The following is an 18,315-nucleotide window of genomic DNA, read 5'->3' on the forward strand; positions in this document are numbered from 1 at the left end:
CCGGCGTTCCCCCGCCCCGTGGCAGGGCCAGGCGCTGGCCCGGACCACGACTCCACGACAACGATCACCACGTGCAGGAGCAGCAGTGAAGCGCAGCAAGAACCTCCGCGGCGCGGACGCCAAGGTCGACAGGACCCGCGTCTACGCGCCGCTTGAGGCGGTCCGGCTCGCCAAGGACACCTCGACCACCAAGTTCGACGCGACCGTCGAGGTCGCCATGCGCCTGGGCGTCGACCCGCGCAAGGCCGACCAGATGGTCCGCGGCACCGTCAACCTGCCGCACGGCACCGGCAAGACCGCCCGGGTCCTGGTCTTCGCCACCGGTGAGCGCGCGGCTGCGGCGGAGGCCGCGGGCGCCGACATCGTCGGCACCGACGAGCTGATCGAGGAGGTCGCGGGCGGCCGTCTCGACTTCGACGCGGTCGTCGCGACGCCGGACCTGATGGGCAAGGTCGGCCGTCTCGGCCGGGTGCTCGGCCCCCGCGGTCTGATGCCGAACCCGAAGACCGGCACCGTCACCCCCGACGTGGCCAAGGCCGTCACCGACATCAAGGGCGGCAAGATCGAGTTCCGCGTCGACAAGCACGCGAACCTGCACTTCGTGATCGGCAAGGTGTCGTTCGCCGAGGCGCAGCTCGTGGAGAACTACGCGGCGGCGCTTGAGGAGATCCTCCGGCTCAAGCCGTCGGCGGCCAAGGGCCGTTACCTGAAGAAGGCGATCATCACCACCACCATGGGCCCGGGCGTGCCGGTCGACACCAACCGCACCCGCGACTTCATGGCGGAGGAGACCGCCGTCTGATTCCGCCGTACGTCCCGTATGGCAGGCCCGTCCCCGTTTCGTCACAGAGCGGGGGCGGGCGTTTTTGTTGCCTTCGTGCTCGGTTAGCGTGACGCTTGTACGAAGAAAGCGTCGGCACCTCACGGAAAAGGCGGAGAGACCATGCCTTCCACACGCAAGGTCGCGCTGGGCGCCGCGACGGCCGCACTGCTCGCCGGCTCGGCCGCGTGCGGTGACGCCGGCGGGTCGGGTGACGGCGGCGGGGGGCAGGGCAGCGCCGCGTTCGACGCGGTCTCGCTCGCCGCGGAGACCACCAGGGAGGTGACCTCGGCCGAGTTCGTCGCCACCATGCGCGCGCCGGAGTCGATGGGCGGCGACATGGAGATGACGGGTTCCATGGCCTGGGAGTCCGAGCTGGCCATGGACCTGATGGTCAGTGGTTCCGCGCTCGAAGCCGACCCCGCGGCGCCCGAGGAGGTGCCGGTCGTGTGGGTCGACGACGTGATGTACATGGACCTCGGGGAGGCGTTCGCGGCCGGGAGCGGCGGGCGCACGTGGGTCTCGTTCGACCCGATGGCGCTCGCCGAGGAGATCGGGGACGAGTCGGTCGCCGGGACCATGTCGTTCGGCCTCGACTCCGCGAACCAGGACCCGGCCCAGCAGCTGGCGCTGCTGCTTGAGTCGCCCGAGATCGAACTGGTCGGCGAGGAGACGCTGGACGGGGCCGAGGTCAGCCACTACCGGGGCACCATCACCACCGAGGACGCCCTCGGCAGCGGGGGCGCCGACTTCCTCACCGAGGAGGAGCGCGCCCGGCTCGTCGACGCCATGAGCGAGCAGGGCATCGACGACTACCACCTGGACGTGTGGGTCGACGAGAACGACCTGCCGGTGCGCATCCACCAGACGTACTCGACGGACCAGGGCCCGGTGGAGTACGAGGTCGCCTACCGCGACTTCGGCACCGAGGTGGCCGTCGAGACGCCGCCCGCCGAGGAGACCATCGACTTCATGCAGCTGCTCCAGCAGCTGCGTACCGGGCTGGAACAGGGCTGATTTGCCTGGCGCGGGGCCGTTCGCGTAATCTCGTCCGGTAGCCAAAGACCGCTGGTTGCCATCCGGGATTCCGTGCGAATCCTGTGTGGCCGAAGGCTCCGCTGATGCGGACGGCCCGCGCAGGTTGATTCAGCGGGACCCCTGTGTCCGTCCGCCCTGAGCGCCTGCGCCCGGGGCGTTTCGTTTGTCCGGTTCCTTCCGTGCGGTCCCGATTGACCCGGAAGGAGGGCCGAGGTTATGGCGACCCCCGATAAGAGCGCGGCTGTCGCGGAGATCAAGCAGAAGTTCGAGAACTCCAACGCGGCCGTCGTCACGGCGTACACCGGGCTCACCGTGGCGCAGCTCAAGAATCTGCGCCGCTCGCTCGGTGAGAACGCCCAGTACCGTGTGTCGAAGAACACGCTGACCAAGATCGCGGCCAACGAGGCCGGTGTCACCGGGCTCGACGAGTACCTCCAGGGCTCGACGGCCGTCGCCTTCGTGACCGGCGACCCGGTCGAGGCCGCGAAGGGTCTGCGCGACTTCGCCAAGGAGCACCCGGCGCTTGTCATCAAGGGCGGTTTCCTTGAGGGCAAGGCGCTGAGCGCCGAGGAGATCAACAAGCTCGCGGACCTCGAGTCCCGCGAGGTGCTGCTCGCCAAGCTGGCCGGCGGCATGAAGGCGTCCATGGCGAAGGCCGCGGCGACCTTCCAGGCGCCGCTGCTCAAGTTCGCCCGCACCACGGACGCGCTGCGCAGCAAGGTCGAGCAGGGCGGTGCCGGCGAATCGGCTCCGGCCGAGTAGGCAACCCCCCGCCCGAGACACAACCATCCGGCACCAGCCGACTGAAGTGGAAGGACCGCCATCATGGCGAAGCTGAGCCAGGACGAGCTGCTTGAGCAGTTCGAGACGATGACCCTGCTTGAGCTCTCCGACTTCCTGAAGAAGTTCGAGGAGAGGTTCGACGTCGAGGCCGCCGCGCCGGTCGCCGTCGCGGCTGCCCCGGCCGGCGGTGGCGCCGCCGCCGAGGCCGAGCCGGAGAAGGACGAGTTCGACGTCGTCCTCACCGGTGCGGGCGACAAGAAGATCCAGGTCATCAAGGTCGTGCGCGAGCTGACCTCCCTCGGCCTGAAGGAGGCCAAGGAGCTGGTCGACAACACGCCGAAGCCGGTTCTCGAGAAGGTCAACAAGGAGGCCGCCGAGAAGGCCAAGGAGTCCCTTGAGGCCGCCGGCGCGGGCGTCGAGGTCAAGTGACCCCGAGCCACCACGTGTGGCTCCAGCCAGGGGCGATCATCCAGTCGGGTGGTCGCCCCCGGGCTTTTCCGAGACGGTCTCCTTGCCCCCGGCGCGAGCCGGGGTATGGTGATCATCGGTCGCCCGGCCGCCGGGCCCCGGCGGGAGCAGGGCCCTTGACGAACCGCTCCGGGCACGGGATTCTCCTTCTCGCGCCGCCAGATCGGTCCACGATTCGAGGCATGAATCCACGGCGGCGCGGGAAGTGATGCGGCAGACGGATTCGTACCCGGTCTTCGAGGCGGTCGGGTGCCGGTCCCGAGGGCGTTGGACGGGCAGTGCGTGAGAAGGACGCGAGGTGACTCCTCGTCGATGGCGAGGCGCTGTCCCCGCGAAGGCGGGGGTGGTCCGCACATTGGACATCAGTGGGTCTTATGGCTACACTGACCCTTTGCGCTGCCTGGCTGCTCCCTGCCCGTCACCAGGAGGGCCGGTACGCGCGCAGAGAGTCCGAGCCCTCGGAAGGACCCCCTCTTGGCCGCCTCGCGCAACGCCTCGACCGTCAGTACGAATAATGGCACCAGCACCGCACCCCTGCGTGTCTCTTTTGCGAAGATCAAGGAGCCGCTAGAGGTTCCGAATCTCCTCGCGCTACAGACCGAGAGCTTCGACTGGCTCCTCGGTAATGACGCCTGGAAAGCCCGCGTCGAGGCCGCGTTGGAGAGTGGACAGGACGTTCCGACCAAGTCGGGCCTGGAGGAGATCTTCGAGGAGATCTCGCCGATCGAGGACTTCTCCGGCTCCATGTCGCTGACCTTCCGCGACCACCGCTTCGAGCCCCCGAAGAACTCGATCGACGAGTGCAAGGAGCGGGACTTCACCTACGCCGCGCCGCTCTTCGTCACGGCGGAGTTCACCAACAACGAGACCGGCGAGATCAAGTCCCAGACGGTCTTCATGGGCGACTTCCCCCTGATGACCAACAAGGGCACCTTCGTGATCAACGGCACCGAGCGTGTCGTGGTGTCGCAGCTGGTCCGCTCGCCCGGCGTCTACTTCGACAGCAGCATCGACAAGACGTCGGACAAGGACCTGTTCTCCGCCAAGATCATCCCGTCCCGGGGTGCCTGGCTGGAGATGGAGATCGACAAGCGCGACATGGTCGGCGTCCGCATCGACCGCAAGCGCAAGCAGTCGGTGACCGTGCTCCTGAAGGCGCTCGGCTGGACGTCCGAGCAGATCCTTGAGGAGTTCGGCGAGTACGAGTCCATGCGCGCCACCCTGGAGAAGGACCACACCCAGGGGCAGGACGACGCGCTGCTCGACATCTACCGCAAGCTCCGTCCGGGCGAGCCGCCGACCCGCGAGGCCGCGCAGACCCTGCTGGAGAACCTGTACTTCAACCCCAAGCGCTACGACCTGGCCAAGGTCGGCCGCTACAAGATCAACAAGAAGCTCGGCGGGGACGAGCCGCTGGACGCCGGCGTGCTCACCGTCGAGGACATCGTCGCGACCATCAAGTACCTGGTCCGGCTGCACGCGGGCGAGACCGAGGCCGCCGTCGAGGGCGGGCGGACGATCGTCGTCGAGACGGACGACATCGACCACTTCGGCAACCGCCGCCTGCGCAACGTCGGCGAGCTGATCCAGAACCAGGTCCGCACCGGCCTCGCCCGCATGGAGCGCGTCGTCCGCGAGCGCATGACCACGCAGGACGTCGAGGCGATCACGCCGCAGACCCTGATCAACATCCGGCCGGTCGTCGCCTCCATCAAGGAGTTCTTCGGCACCAGCCAGCTGTCGCAGTTCATGGACCAGACCAACCCGCTGTCCGGGCTGACCCACAAGCGCCGCCTCTCGGCGCTCGGCCCCGGCGGTCTGAGCCGTGAGCGGGCCGGCCTCGAAGTCCGCGACGTGCACCCCTCGCACTACGGCCGCATGTGCCCGATCGAGACCCCGGAAGGCCCGAACATCGGCCTGATCGGCTCGCTCGCCGCCTTCGGCCGGGTGAACGCGTTCGGCTTCGTCGAGACCCCGTACCGCAAGGTCACCGACGGCGTCGTCACCGACGAGGTGCACTACCTGACCGCCGACGAGGAGGACAGGTACGTCATCGCGCAGGCCAACGCGCGGCTGACGGACGACTACCACTTCGCCGAGGGCCGCGTCCTCGTCCGCCGCCGCGGCGGCGAGATCGACTACGTGACCGGCTCCGAGGTCCACTACATGGACGTCTCGCCGCGCCAAATGGTGTCGGTCGCGACCGCCATGATCCCGTTCCTTGAGCACGACGACGCCAACCGCGCCCTCATGGGCTCGAACATGATGCGCCAGGCCGTGCCGCTCATCCAGGCCGAGTCGCCGCTGGTCGGCACCGGCATGGAGTACCGGTCCGCGGTCGACGCGGGCGACGTGATCAAGGCCGCGCAGGACGGCTCGATCACCGACGTCTCCGCCGACTACATCACCATCGCCAACGACGACGGCACGAACGTCACCCACCGGCTGGCGAAGTTCCACCGCTCGAACCAGGGCACCTCCTACAACCAGAAGGTCCTGGTCGAGGAGGGCGACCGCGTGGTCGCCGGCCAGGTCATCGCGGACGGCCCCTCGACCCAGCGCGGCGAGATGGCCCTCGGCAAGAACCTGCTGGTCGCGTTCATGCCCTGGGAGGGCTACAACTACGAGGACGCGATCATCCTCTCCCAGCGCCTGGTGCAGGACGACGTCCTCTCCTCGATCCACATCGAGGAGCACGAGGTCGACGCCCGCGACACCAAGCTGGGCCCCGAGGAGATCACCCGGGACATCCCGAACGTCTCCGAGGAGGTCCTCGCCGACCTCGACGACCGCGGCATCATCCGCATCGGCGCCGAAGTCGAGGCCGGGGACATCCTGGTCGGCAAGGTCACCCCGAAGGGCGAGACCGAGCTGACCCCCGAGGAGCGGCTGCTGCGCGCGATCTTCGGCGAGAAGGCGCGCGAGGTCCGCGACACCTCGCTGAAGGTGCCGCACGGCGAGACCGGCAAGGTCATCGGCGTCCGCGTCTTCGACCGCGAGGAGGGCGACGAGCTGCCCCCCGGCGTCAACCAGCTGGTCCGGGTCTACGTGGCCCAGAAGCGCAAGATCACCGACGGCGACAAGCTCGCCGGCCGGCACGGCAACAAGGGCGTGATCTCCAAGATCCTGCCCGTCGAGGACATGCCGTTCATGGAGGACGGCACCCCGGTCGACATCATCCTCAACCCGCTCGGCGTGCCCTCCCGCATGAACCCGGGACAGGTGCTGGAGATCCACCTGGGCTGGCTGGCCTCCCAGGGCTGGCGGGTCGAGGGCCTCGACGCGGAATGGAAGGAGCGGCTGGCGGCCATCGGCGCCGACGACGTCGCCCCCGGCACGAACGTCGCCACCCCGGTGTTCGACGGCGCCCGCGAGGACGAGATGGCCGGTCTCTTCGAGTCCACCATCCCCAACCGGGACGGCGACCGGCTCGTGCTGCCCTCGGGCAAGGCCCGGCTGTTCGACGGCCGTTCCGGCGAGCCGTTCCCCGACCCGATCTCGATCGGGTACATGTACATCCTGAAGCTGCACCACCTGGTCGACGACAAGCTGCACGCGCGCTCGACCGGCCCCTACTCGATGATCACCCAGCAGCCGCTCGGTGGTAAGGCGCAGTTCGGTGGCCAGCGTTTCGGCGAGATGGAGGTGTGGGCGCTGGAGGCGTACGGCGCCGCCTACGCCCTCCAGGAGCTGCTGACGATCAAGTCCGACGACGTCACCGGCCGGGTGAAGGTCTACGAGGCGATCGTCAAGGGCGAGAACATCCCTGAGCCCGGCATCCCGGAGTCCTTCAAGGTGCTCATCAAGGAGATGCAGTCGCTCTGCCTCAACGTGGAGGTGCTGTCCTCCGACGGCATGTCCATCGAGATGCGCGACACCGACGAGGACGTCTTCCGCGCGGCGGAGGAGCTCGGAATCGACCTGTCCCGGCGTGAGCCGAGCAGCGTCGAAGAGGTCTGACGGGCCGGCCCGGCCGGGACACGCCTCCCGGCCGGCCTCCCCACCCGGACCCCGACGGACCATTGACTCACGACCCTGAGAGGGATTGACGAGAGTGCTCGACGTCAACTTCTTCGACGAGCTGCGGATCGGCCTGGCCACCGCTGACGACATCCGTCAGTGGTCACACGGCGAGGTCAAGAAGCCGGAGACCATCAACTACCGCACCCTCAAGCCCGAGAAGGACGGCCTCTTCTGCGAGAAGATCTTCGGCCCCACCCGGGACTGGGAGTGCTACTGCGGCAAGTACAAGCGCGTGCGCTTCAAGGGCATCATCTGCGAGCGCTGCGGCGTCGAGGTGACCCGCGCCAAGGTGCGCCGCGAGCGGATGGGCCACATCGAGCTGGCCGCGCCCGTGACGCACATCTGGTACTTCAAGGGCGTTCCCTCGCGCCTCGGCTACCTGCTCGACCTGGCGCCGAAGGACCTGGAGAAGGTCATCTACTTCGCCGCGTACATGATCACGTACGTGGACGAGGAGCGCCGCACGCGCGACCTGCCCTCGCTTGAGGCGCACATCTCGGTGGAGCGCCAGCAGATCGAGCAGCGCCGCGACGCCGACCTGGAGGCCAGGGCCAAGAAGCAGGAGGCCGACCTGGCCGAGCTTGAGGCCGAGGGCGCCAAGGCCGACGCGCGCCGCAAGGTGCGCGAGGGTGCCGAGCGCGAGATGAAGCAGCTCCGCGACCGCGCCCAGCGCGAGCTGGACCGTCTGGAAGAGGTCTGGAACCGCTTCAAGAACCTCAAGGTGCAGGACCTGGAGGGCGACGAGCTGCTCTACCGCGAGCTGCGCGACCGCTTCGGCACCTACTTCGACGGCTCGATGGGCGCCGCGGCGCTCCAGAAGCGCCTGGAGACCTTCGACCTCGACGAGGAGGCCGAGCGGCTGCGGGAGATCATCCGCACCGGCAAGGGCCAGAAGAAGACCAGGGCCCTGAAGCGCCTGAAGGTCGTCTCCGCGTTCCTCCAGACCTCCAACAGCCCCAAGGGCATGGTGCTCGACTGCGTTCCGGTCATCCCGCCGGACCTGCGGCCGATGGTGCAGCTCGACGGTGGCCGCTTCGCGACCTCCGACCTGAACGACCTGTACCGCCGTGTCATCAACCGCAACAACCGCCTGAAGCGACTGCTCGACCTCGGTGCGCCCGAGATCATCGTGAACAACGAGAAGCGGATGCTCCAGGAGGCCGTGGACGCGCTGTTCGACAACGGCCGCCGCGGGCGTCCGGTGACCGGCCCGGGCAACCGGCCGCTGAAGTCGCTGTCCGACATGCTCAAGGGCAAGCAGGGCCGCTTCCGGCAGAACCTGCTGGGCAAGCGCGTCGACTACTCGGCCCGTTCCGTGATCGTCGTCGGCCCGCAGCTGAAGCTGCACCAGTGCGGCCTGCCGAAGGCGATGGCGCTCGAACTGTTCAAGCCGTTCGTGATGAAGCGCCTGGTCGACCTGAACCACGCGCAGAACATCAAGTCGGCCAAGCGCATGGTCGAGCGCCAGCGGACCGTGGTGTACGACGTCCTCGAAGAGGTCATCGCCGAGCACCCGGTCCTGCTCAACCGCGCGCCGACGCTGCACCGGCTCGGCATCCAGGCGTTCGAGCCGCAGCTCGTCGAGGGCAAGGCCATCCAGATCCACCCGCTGGTGTGCACCGCGTTCAACGCGGACTTCGACGGCGACCAGATGGCCGTGCACCTGCCGCTGTCCGCCGAGGCCCAGGCCGAGGCCCGCATCCTGATGCTGTCCTCGAACAACATCCTGAAGCCGGCCGACGGCCGTCCGGTCACCATGCCCACGCAGGACATGGTGCTCGGCCTGTTCTTCCTCACCACCGACGAGGAGGAGCGCGAGGTCAAGGGCGAGGGCAGGTCGTTCGCCTCGTCCGCCGAGGGCATCATGGCGTTCGACGCCGGCGAGCTGTCGCTCCAGGCGAAGATCGACATCCGGTTCCCCGTCGGGTCCGTGCCGCCCCGCGGCTGGACGCCGCCGGAGCCGGCCGAGGGCGAGCCCGCGTGGCAGCCGGGCGACAGCTTCCGGCTGCGCACGACGCTCGGCCGCGCGCTGTTCAACGAGCTGCTGCCCGAGGACTACCCGTTCGTCGACCAGTCCGTGGGCAAGAAGCAGCTGTCCGGGATCGTCAACGACCTGGCGGAGCGCTACCCCAAGGTCGTCGTCGCCGCGACGCTCGACAACCTCAAGGCCGCCGGCTACCACTGGGCCACCAGGTCCGGGGTCACCGTCGCCGTGTCCGACATCGTCGTGCCCGAGGCGAAGAAGGACATCCTCGCCAACTACGAGGCGCAGGACGAGAAGGTCCAGAAGCAGTACGAGCGCGGTCTGATCACCAAGGACGAGCGCACGCAGGAGCTGATCGCGATCTGGACGAAGGCGACCGGCGAGGTCGCCGAGACCATGAGCGACAACTTCCCCAAGACGAACCCCATCTTCATGATGGTCGACTCGGGGGCCCGCGGAAACATGATGCAGATGCGTCAGATCGCGGGCATGCGCGGCCTGGTGTCCAACGCGAAGAACGAGACGATCCCGCGGCCGATCAAGGCGTCGTTCCGCGAGGGCCTGTCCGTGCTTGAGTACTTCATCTCCACGCACGGCGCCCGCAAGGGTCTGGCGGACACCGCGCTGCGGACCGCCGACTCCGGGTACCTCACCCGGCGCCTGGTGGACGTCTCCCAGGACGTGATCATCCGCGAGGAGGACTGCGGCACCGACCGCGGCCTGAAGCTGGAGATCGCGGGCCGGGGCGCCGACGGCGTCCTCCGGAAGGCGGAGAACGTCGAGTCCAGCGTGTACGCGCGCTGCCTGGCCGAGGACATCGTCGTCGAGGGCAAGGTGCTGGCCCCGGCCGGCACCGACCTGGGCGACGTGCTCATCGACGAGCTGGTGCGGCACGGGGTGGAGACGGTCAAGACCCGTTCCGTCCTCACCTGCGAGTCCGCGGTCGGTACCTGCGCGATGTGCTACGGCCGTTCGCTGGCCACCGGCAAGCTCGTGGACATCGGCGAGGCGGTCGGCATCATCGCCGCCCAGTCGATCGGTGAGCCCGGCACCCAGCTGACCATGCGTACCTTCCACACCGGCGGTGTCGCGGGTGAGGACATCACGCAGGGTCTGCCGCGTGTGGTCGAGCTGTTCGAGGCCCGTACCCCCAAGGGCGTCGCGCCGATCTCCGAGTCGGCCGGCCGGGTGCGGATCGAGGAGACCGAGAAGACCAAGAAGGTCATCGTCACCCCGGACGACGGCTCGGACGAGACCTCCTACGCGGTCTCCAAGCGGTCCAGGCTCCTGGTGGGCGAGGGCGACCACGTCACCGTCGGCCAGCCGCTGACGGTCGGCGCGGCCAACCCGCACGACGTGCTGCGCATCCTCGGGCAGCGGGCCGTGCAGGTCTACCTGGTGGGCGAGGTCCAGAAGGTCTACAACTCGCAGGGTGTGGCGATCCACGACAAGCACATCGAGATCATCGTCCGGCAGATGCTGCGCCGGGTGACGATCATCGAGTCCGGCGACGCGGAGCTGCTGCCGGGCGAGCTGGTCGAGCGGTCGAAGTTCGAGTCGGAGAACCGGCGCGTCGTGGCGGAGGGCGGCCACCCGGCCTCCGGCCGTCCGCAGCTGATGGGCATCACCAAGGCGTCGCTGGCCACCGAGTCGTGGCTGTCGGCGGCGTCCTTCCAGGAGACGACCCGGGTGCTGACCGACGCGGCGATCAACGCCAAGTCGGACTCGCTGATCGGTCTCAAGGAGAACGTGATCATCGGTAAGCTGATCCCGGCCGGCACGGGCCTGTCCCGTTACCGGAACATCCGGGTGGAGCCCACCGAGGAGGCGAAGGCCGCGATGTACTCGGCCGTCGGCTACGACGACATCGACTACTCGCCCTTCGGCAGCGGCTCCGGGCAGGCCGTTCCGCTTGAGGACTACGACTACGGCCCCTACCAGGGCTGAAGGGTCACCCGGGGCGGGGTGGCGGGCGTGTCTGCCCGCCGCCCCGCCCCGCTGTTCCGCCTCGCCTCGCCCGCCTCCGTCCGCCCGGCGCCCTCCCGTGCCGCCGCGGGCGGGCCCGGGGCCCCGCCGTGTCCGCTGGTTTTGACCGCAGCCCGTGGGGTAGGTAGGCTCTGACCTTGTGCCTGGGGTGTTCCCTGCGCTTTTCCAGCCGCATCAGGAACTCCGGGATCTGCATCCGCGCCCCCGCGTCAGCGAGCGGCAGGATTCCGCAGTCTTCGACACACCCGACCGCGTGGGTCGGTGTTGTGGCCCAGGTTAGCTTTATTGAGATCGGCACAGAGAAACCGGAGAAACCGTGCCAACGATCCAGCAGCTGGTCCGCAAGGGCCGGCAGGACAAGGTCGAGAAGAACAAGACGCCGGCGCTTGAGGGTTCCCCCCAGCGGCGCGGCGTCTGCACGCGTGTGTTCACCACCACGCCGAAGAAGCCGAACTCGGCGCTGCGCAAGGTCGCGCGTGTCCGGCTGAGCAACGGGATCGAGGTCACGGCCTACATTCCGGGTGAGAACCACAACCTTCAGGAGCACTCCATCGTGCTGGTGCGCGGTGGCCGTGTGAAGGACCTGCCGGGTGTTCGTTACAAGATCATCCGTGGCTCCCTGGACACCCAGGGCGTCAAGAACCGCAAGCAGGCCCGCAGCCGCTACGGCGCCAAGAAGGAGAAGTAAGCATGCCTCGTAAGGGCCCTGCCCCGAAGCGGCCGGTGCACATCGACCCGGTCTACGGCTCTCCTCTGGTGACCTCCCTGATCAACAAGGTGCTGCTGAACGGCAAGCGCTCCACCGCCGAGCGCATCGTCTACGGCGCCATGGAGGGGCTGCGGGACAAGACCGGCAACGACCCGGTGATCACGCTCAAGCGCGCGCTGGAGAACGTGAAGCCGACCCTTGAGGTGCGTTCCCGCCGTGTCGGTGGCGCGACCTACCAGGTGCCGGTGGAGGTGCGTCCCGGGCGTTCCTCGACGCTCGCGCTGCGCTGGCTCGTGGGGTACTCCCGCGCCCGCCGTGAGAAGACCATGACCGAGCGGCTGATGAACGAGCTGCTCGACGCCTCCAACGGGCTCGGTGCCTCCGTGAAGAAGCGCGAGGACACCCACAAGATGGCCGAGTCCAACAAGGCCTTCGCGCACTACCGCTGGTAGTCGCAACCCCATCGAGACCGAGAGAAGACTGAAGCCAGATGGCTACCACTTCACTTGACCTGGCCAGGGTTCGCAACATCGGGATCATGGCCCACATCGACGCGGGCAAGACGACGACCACCGAGCGCATCCTTTACTACACCGGCGTGAGCTACAAGATCGGTGAGGTTCACGACGGCGCCGCCACGATGGACTGGATGGAGCAGGAGCAGGAGCGCGGCATCACGATCACCTCCGCCGCCACCACCTGCCACTGGCCGCTCGAAGAGGTCGACCACACGATCAACATCATCGACACCCCCGGGCACGTCGACTTCACGGTCGAGGTGGAGCGCTCGCTGCGCGTCCTGGACGGTGCCGTCACGGTGTTCGACGGTGTGGCCGGTGTCGAGCCGCAGTCCGAGACCGTCTGGCGTCAGGCGGACCGCTACGGCGTTCCGCGGATCTGCTTCGTGAACAAGCTGGACCGCACCGGGGCGGACTTCTTCCGCTGCGTCGACATGATCGTCGACCGGCTGAAGGCCACCCCGCTGGTCATGCAGCTGCCGATCGGCGCCGAGGCGGGCTTCAAGGGCGTGATCGACCTCGTCCGCATGAAGGCGCTGGTGTGGTCCGAGGAGACCAAGCTCGGCGAGATGTACGACGTCGTCGACATCCCGGAGGACCTGCGCGGCCAGGCCGAGGAGTGGCACGCCAAGCTGGTCGAGGCCGTCGCGGAGAACGACGAGGAGATGATGGAGCGCTACCTGGAGGGCGAAGAGCCTTCCGTGGAGCAGCTCTACGCGGCCGTCCGCCGCGTCACCCTCGCGTCCACGGGCGCCGAGGGCTCCTCGACCGTGACCCCGGTGTTCTGCGGCACCGCCTTCAAGAACAAGGGCGTGCAGCCCCTGCTCGACGCGGTCGTGCGGTACCTGCCGTCGCCGCTGGACGTCGAGGCCGTCGAGGGCCACTCCCCGCGGGACCCGGAGGAGGTCATCCTCCGCAAGCCGTCCGAGGACGAGCCGCTGGCCGCTCTCGCGTTCAAGATCGCCAGCGACCCGCACCTGGGCAAGCTGACCTTCATCCGCGTCTACTCCGGCGTGCTCACCGCGGGCGCGCAGGTGCAGAACTCCGTCAAGGAGAAGAAGGAGCGGATCGGGAAGATCTACCGCATGCACGCCAACAAGCGTGAGGAGATCGACCGGGTCGGCGCCGGCGACATCGTCGCCGTGATGGGGCTCAAGCAGACCACCACGGGTGAGACGCTGTGCGACGCGGCGAAGCCGGTGATCCTGGAGTCCATGGACTTCCCGGCCCCGGTCATCGAGGTCGCGATCGAGCCCAAGTCCAAGGGCGACCAGGAGAAGCTGGGCATCGCGATCCAGCGGCTGGCCGAGGAGGACCCGTCCTTCCAGGTCAAGGCCGACCAGGAGACCGGTCAGACGATCATCTCGGGCATGGGCGAGCTGCACCTCGACGTGCTGGTCGACCGGATGAAGCGCGAGTTCAAGGTCGAGGCCAACGTCGGCAAGCCGCAGGTCGCCTACCGGGAGACCCTGCGCCGGGCCGTCGAGCGGGTCGACTACACCCACAAGAAGCAGACCGGTGGCTCCGGTCAGTTCGCGAAGGTGCAGATCGCCCTGGAGCCGCTTGAGGGCGACGGGTACGAGTTCGAGAACAAGATCACCGGTGGTCGCATCCCCAGGGAGTACATCCCCTCGGTGGACGCGGGCTGCCAGGAGGCGATGGAGTTCGGCGTGCTCGCCGGCTACCCGCTGACCGGCGTCAAGGTGACCCTGCTCGACGGCGCGTACCACGACGTGGACTCCTCCGAGATGGCCTTCAAGATCGCCGGTTCCATGGCGTTCAAGGAGGCCGCACGGAAGGCCAGCCCCGCACTCCTCGAACCGTTGATGGCCGTGGAGGTCACGACGCCCGAGGATTACATGGGTGACGTCATCGGTGACATCAACTCCCGCCGTGGCCAGATCCAGGCCATGGAGGACCGCAGCGGCGCGAAGGTCGTCAAGGCCCTGGTGCCCCTGTCGGAGATGTTCGGTTACGTCGGTGACCTGCGCAGCAAGACCTCCGGTCGCGCGAGTTACAGCATGCAGTTCGATTCCTACGGTGAGGTTCCCAAGAACGTCGCCGAGGAGATCATCGCGAAGGCCAAGGGCGAGTAACCCCTAAGCTGGAGCAACGGGCACCCGGGGGCGCGAGCCCCCGGTGCCCAAGCCCTTTAGCGAAGCGGTCAAGGGCGTCCCCCTCGGGGTCCTGGCCGGTTCGGTCGACCATCTGAAAACCTCCCGCAAGACGCGGGGGGCGTACAGCACCAGTCCACAGGAGGACCCCAGTGGCGAAGGCGAAGTTCGAGCGGACTAAGCCGCACGTCAACATTGGCACCATCGGTCACATCGACCACGGCAAGACGACGCTTACCGCGGCGATCACCAAGGTGCTGCACGACGCGTACCCGGACCTGAACGAGACGTTCGCGTTCGAGAACATCGACAAGGCTCCTGAGGAGCGGCAGCGCGGTATCACCATCTCCATCGCGCACGTCGAGTACCAGACGGAGAGCCGGCACTACGCCCACGTCGACTGCCCGGGCCACGCTGACTACATCAAGAACATGATCACCGGTGCCGCCCAGATGGACGGCGCCATCCTCGTGGTCGCCGCCACGGACGGCCCGATGCCGCAGACCAAGGAGCACGTGCTCCTGGCCCGCCAGGTGGGTGTGCCGTACATCGTCGTCGCCCTGAACAAGGCCGACATGGTGGACGACGAGGAGATCATGGAGCTCGTCGAGCTTGAGGTCCGTGAGCTGCTCACGGAGTACGAGTTCCCGGGCGACGATGTCCCGGTGGTCAAGGTCTCCGCGCTGAAGGCGCTGGAGGGCGACCCCGAGTGGGCGCAGACCGTTCTTGAGCTGATGAAGGCCGTTGACGAGGCCATCCCGCAGCCGGAGCGCGACATCGACAAGCCGTTCCTCATGCCGATCGAGGACGTCTTCACGATCACCGGCCGCGGCACGGTCGTGACCGGCCGTATCGAGCGCGGTGTCCTGAAGGTCAACGAGACCGTCGACATCATCGGCATCAAGGAAGAGAAGGCCTCGACGACCGTCACCGGCATCGAGATGTTCCGCAAGCTGCTCGACGAGGGCCGCGCCGGCGAGAACGTCGGTCTGCTGCTCCGCGGCATCAAGCGCGAGGACGTCGAGCGCGGTCAGGTCATCATCAAGCCGGGTTCGGTCACGCCGCACACCGAGTTCGAGGCGACCGCGTACATCCTGTCGAAGGACGAGGGTGGCCGTCACACCCCGTTCTTCAACAACTACCGCCCGCAGTTCTACTTCCGGACCACGGACGTGACCGGCGTGGTGCACCTCCCCGAGGGCACCGAGATGGTCATGCCCGGCGACAACACCGACATGCGCGTCGAGCTGATCCAGCCCGTCGCCATGGAGGAGGGCCTGAAGTTCGCCATCCGCGAGGGTGGCCGCACGGTGGGCGCCGGTCAGGTCACCAAGATCGTCAAGTGAACTGACCGCCTGACGCGAGCAGGCACGCGCACGGGCCCCGGCCCGCGGAGTCACATCCGCGAGCCGGGGCCCGTCGTCGTTCCGTGCCGCCCCCTGGTGCCGCCCCCTGGTGCCGCTGCCGCTGCCGCTGCCCGGTGCCCCTCGCGTGCTGCCCGTCGTCCGCTCGGCGCGGATATCGACCGTTCGTCGGAGAAGGCCCGTCCGTGTGCTGACCCGGAGGTGTGACCCTCCTTACATTTCCCGCAGCACAGCGACCAGACAGGAGCCGGTGATGTCGACGACGCGTTCCCGCCCGGGGGCCGAGGGCCCACCGCCCGACGGCGATCTGGAGAGCCGTTCGGTGAGCATGCACGCCGATCCGCGCTTCGTGGAGCTGCGGTCCCGGCTGCTGCGGTTCGTGGTGCCCGCGAGCATCGTCTTCCTCGCCTGGTACCTGCTGTACGTGCTGCTGTCCGCGTACGCCGACGGCTTCATGTCGACGAAGGTCGTCGGCAGCGCGAACGTGGCGCTGTTCTTCGGCCTGGCCCAGTTCGTCACGACCTTCACCATCGCGGTGCTGTACTCGCGGTACGCCTCCCGGCGCTTCGACGGGCTCGCCGACGAGCTGCGCGATGAGCTTGAGGGCCCGGCTGCCGGGACCGTTCCCGGCGCGCGGAAGGGGGAGGGCGCGTGATCACGCTCGCGGAGGAGAGCGCGTCGCAGGAACGGCTGATCACCGTCATCCTGTTCGCCGCGCTGATCGCCCTGACGCTCGGCGTCACCGTGTGGGCGAGCAGGCAGACCAAGTCGGCCACGGACTTCCACTCGGGCGGGCGCGGGTTCACCGGCATCCAGAACGGCTTCGCCATCGGCGGCGACTACATGTCGGCCGCCTCGTTCCTCGGCATCGCCGGCACGATCGCCCTGTTCGGCTACGACGGCTTCCTGTACTCGATCGGCTTCCTCGTGGCCTGGCTGGTGGCGCTGCTGCTGGTCGCGGAGCTGCTGCGGAACTCCGGCCGCTTCACGATGGCCGACGTCGTGTCCTACCGGATGCGGCAGCGCCCGGTGCGCACGGCGGCCTCGGTCTCCACGCTCACGGTGTCCATCTTCTACCTGCTGGCGCAGATGGTCGGCGCGGGCGCGCTGGTGGCGCTGCTGCTCGGCATCGAGGAGGGCGAGACCTACCTCGGGATGAGCTCGGACGTCGCCAAGATCGTCGGCATCGTCGTGGTCGGCATCCTGATGGTGACCTACGTGTCGTTCGGCGGCATGACCGGCACCACGTGGGTGCAGATCATCAAGGCCGTGATGCTCATGGCCGGCGCCCTGCTGGTCACGCTGCTCGTGCTGGCGATCTACGACTTCGACTTCGGCTCGCTGATGAACGACGCGGCGGCGGCCAGCGGCGCGGGGGACGCGTTCCTCGAACCGGGCCAGCGGTACGGCGTCGAAGTGCCGGGGGACGCCTGGCAGACCCTGGTCAACAAGCTTGACCTGATCAGCCTCGGACTCGCGCTCGTGCTCGGCACCGCGGGGCTGCCGCACATCCTGATCCGCTTCTACACCGTGCCCGACTCCAAGACCGCGCGGAAGTCGGTCAACTGGGCCATCGGCATCATCGGCACCTTCTACCTGCTGACCCTGGTGCTCGGCTTCGGCGCCGCCGCCATCGTCGGCCACGAGGCCATCACCGAGCAGAACGCGGCGGGCAACACGGCCGCGCCGCAGCTCGCCGAGGCCGTCGGCGACCACTTCGGCGGCGACTTCTGGGGCGCGGTGATGCTCGCGTTCATCGCCGCGGTGGCGTTCGCGACGATCCTCTCCACGGTCGCCGGGCTCACCATCGCGTCCTCGTCCTCGCTCGCGCACGACTTCTACAACAGCGTGCTGCGCAAGGGGAAGGCGAGCGAACGCGAGGAGGTGCGGGTGGCGAGGTTCGCGGCGATCGGCGTGGGCGCGGTGTCCATCGTGCTCGCCGTCTTCGCGCAGAACCTGAACGTCGCGTTCCTGGTGGCGCTGGCGTTCGCGATCGCCGCCTCGGCGAACCTGCCGACGATCCTGCTCAGCCTGTTCTGGCGGCGCTTCAACACCCGCGGTGCCGTGGCCGGCATCTACGGCGGGCTGATCAGCGCCGTGGGCCTGGTGTTCTTCTCGCCCGTGGTCTCGGGCAAGGGCGTGGACGCCTCGGGCAACAACCTGTCGCTGTTCCCCGAGAGCATCGATTTCCACTGGTTCCCGCTGGAGAACCCGGGCCTCGTCTCCATCCCCATCGGCCTGCTCTGCGCGATCATCGGCACGCTCACGTCCAAGGAGGCCGACGCCGAGAAGTTCGCCAGGCTCCAGGTCCGCGCGCTCACCGGCGCGGGCGCCGAGCGCGCCGCCGACCACTGAGGCGGCCCTCCTCAGGCCGCCTTCCGGCCGGGTTTCCCCGCCCGGCCCTCCCCGCCCGGGGCCCCGAGCTTCCCCTCTCGGGGCCCCGGGCACCGTTGTGTGCGCGCGGGCGCGCGCCCGCGCGCACACAACGGTGCCCGCGCGGGCCCGGGG

12 protein-coding genes are annotated in these 18,315 nt (G+C 68.3%); all 12 read left to right on the top strand.

All coding sequences use genetic code 11. The features are described from left to right. Nucleotides 1-85 precede the first annotated feature (85 nt). The 12 genes from rplA to LC193_RS18955 all read left to right on the top strand — a co-directional run bounded on the left by rplA (nucleotide 86) and on the right by LC193_RS18955 (nucleotide 18,162). Complete coding sequence (gene rplA / locus LC193_RS18900) at nucleotides 86-802, top strand: 50S ribosomal protein L1 (protein ID WP_226075788.1); 717 nt, start codon at nucleotides 86-88, stop codon at nucleotides 800-802. A 141-nt stretch (nucleotides 803-943) separates the two neighbouring features. Next, entirely contained in the window at nucleotides 944-1,837 is an 894-nt protein-coding gene (locus LC193_RS18905) for a LolA-like protein (protein WP_226075790.1), read from the top strand. Nucleotides 1,838-2,074: 237 nt separating this feature from the next. Beyond that, nucleotides 2,075-2,620 carry a 50S ribosomal protein L10 gene (gene rplJ, locus LC193_RS18910; protein WP_226075792.1) on the top strand — a complete coding sequence of 182 codons (546 nt, stop codon included), beginning with the start codon at nucleotides 2,075-2,077 and terminating at the stop codon, nucleotides 2,618-2,620. A gap of 63 nt (nucleotides 2,621-2,683) precedes the next feature. After that, nucleotides 2,684-3,070, top strand: coding sequence for a 50S ribosomal protein L7/L12 (gene rplL, locus LC193_RS18915; protein WP_086158615.1), 387 nt, complete (start codon nucleotides 2,684-2,686; stop codon nucleotides 3,068-3,070). Between the two features lie 513 nt (nucleotides 3,071-3,583). Then, on the top strand, nucleotides 3,584-7,069 hold the full coding sequence (gene rpoB / locus LC193_RS18920) for a DNA-directed RNA polymerase subunit beta (protein ID WP_226075795.1): 3,486 nt from the start codon (nucleotides 3,584-3,586) through the stop codon (nucleotides 7,067-7,069). 94 nt (nucleotides 7,070-7,163) lie between these two features. Beyond that, nucleotides 7,164-11,063: a DNA-directed RNA polymerase subunit beta' gene (locus LC193_RS18925; RefSeq protein ID WP_226075799.1), complete on the top strand. Its 3,900-nt coding sequence runs from the start codon at nucleotides 7,164-7,166 to the stop codon at nucleotides 11,061-11,063. A gap of 355 nt (nucleotides 11,064-11,418) precedes the next feature. Beyond that, nucleotides 11,419-11,790, top strand: coding sequence for a 30S ribosomal protein S12 (rpsL, locus tag LC193_RS18930; protein ID WP_049572471.1), 372 nt, complete (start codon nucleotides 11,419-11,421; stop codon nucleotides 11,788-11,790). A 2-nt stretch (nucleotides 11,791-11,792) separates the two neighbouring features. After that, a complete protein-coding gene (rpsG, locus tag LC193_RS18935) occupies nucleotides 11,793-12,263 on the top strand; it encodes a 30S ribosomal protein S7 (RefSeq protein ID WP_049572475.1) in 471 nt (156 codons plus the stop codon). 38 nt (nucleotides 12,264-12,301) lie between these two features. Next, entirely contained in the window at nucleotides 12,302-14,425 is a 2,124-nt protein-coding gene (gene fusA, locus LC193_RS18940) for an elongation factor G (protein WP_226075802.1), read from the top strand. A 170-nt stretch (nucleotides 14,426-14,595) separates the two neighbouring features. Further along, nucleotides 14,596-15,789, top strand: a complete 1,194-nt coding sequence (gene tuf, locus LC193_RS18945; RefSeq protein ID WP_086158608.1) for an elongation factor Tu — start codon at nucleotides 14,596-14,598, stop codon at nucleotides 15,787-15,789. A 271-nt stretch (nucleotides 15,790-16,060) separates the two neighbouring features. Further along, nucleotides 16,061-16,462 (top strand): DUF485 domain-containing protein, encoded by a 402-nt coding sequence (locus tag LC193_RS18950; protein ID WP_226075805.1) that lies wholly within the window; start codon nucleotides 16,061-16,063, stop codon nucleotides 16,460-16,462. Continuing rightward, a complete protein-coding gene (locus LC193_RS18955) occupies nucleotides 16,459-18,162 on the top strand; it encodes a solute symporter family protein (RefSeq protein WP_226075808.1) in 1,704 nt (567 codons plus the stop codon). Before LC193_RS18950 ends, LC193_RS18955 begins: the two co-directional genes overlap by 4 nt. Nucleotides 18,163-18,315 lie beyond the last annotated feature (153 nt).

Source organism: Streptomyces marincola, from assembly GCF_020410765.1.
Classification (GTDB): Bacteria; Actinomycetota; Actinomycetes; order Streptomycetales; family Streptomycetaceae; genus Streptomyces; species Streptomyces marincola.

What these genes read in the sequence shown, in the direction of transcription:
- LC193_RS18905 (WP_226075790.1), top strand. Translation starts at nt 944, where the DNA reads ATGCCTTCCACACGCAAGGTCGCGCTGGGCGCCGCGACGGCCGCACTG.
- rplJ (WP_226075792.1), top strand. Translation starts at nt 2,075, where the DNA reads ATGGCGACCCCCGATAAGAGCGCGGCTGTCGCGGAGATCAAGCAGAAG.
- rplL (WP_086158615.1), top strand. Translation starts at nt 2,684, where the DNA reads ATGGCGAAGCTGAGCCAGGACGAGCTGCTTGAGCAGTTCGAGACGATG.
- rpsG (WP_049572475.1), top strand. Translation starts at nt 11,793, where the DNA reads ATGCCTCGTAAGGGCCCTGCCCCGAAGCGGCCGGTGCACATCGACCCG.
- fusA (WP_226075802.1), top strand. Translation starts at nt 12,302, where the DNA reads ATGGCTACCACTTCACTTGACCTGGCCAGGGTTCGCAACATCGGGATC.
- LC193_RS18950 (WP_226075805.1), top strand. Translation starts at nt 16,061, where the DNA reads ATGTCGACGACGCGTTCCCGCCCGGGGGCCGAGGGCCCACCGCCCGAC.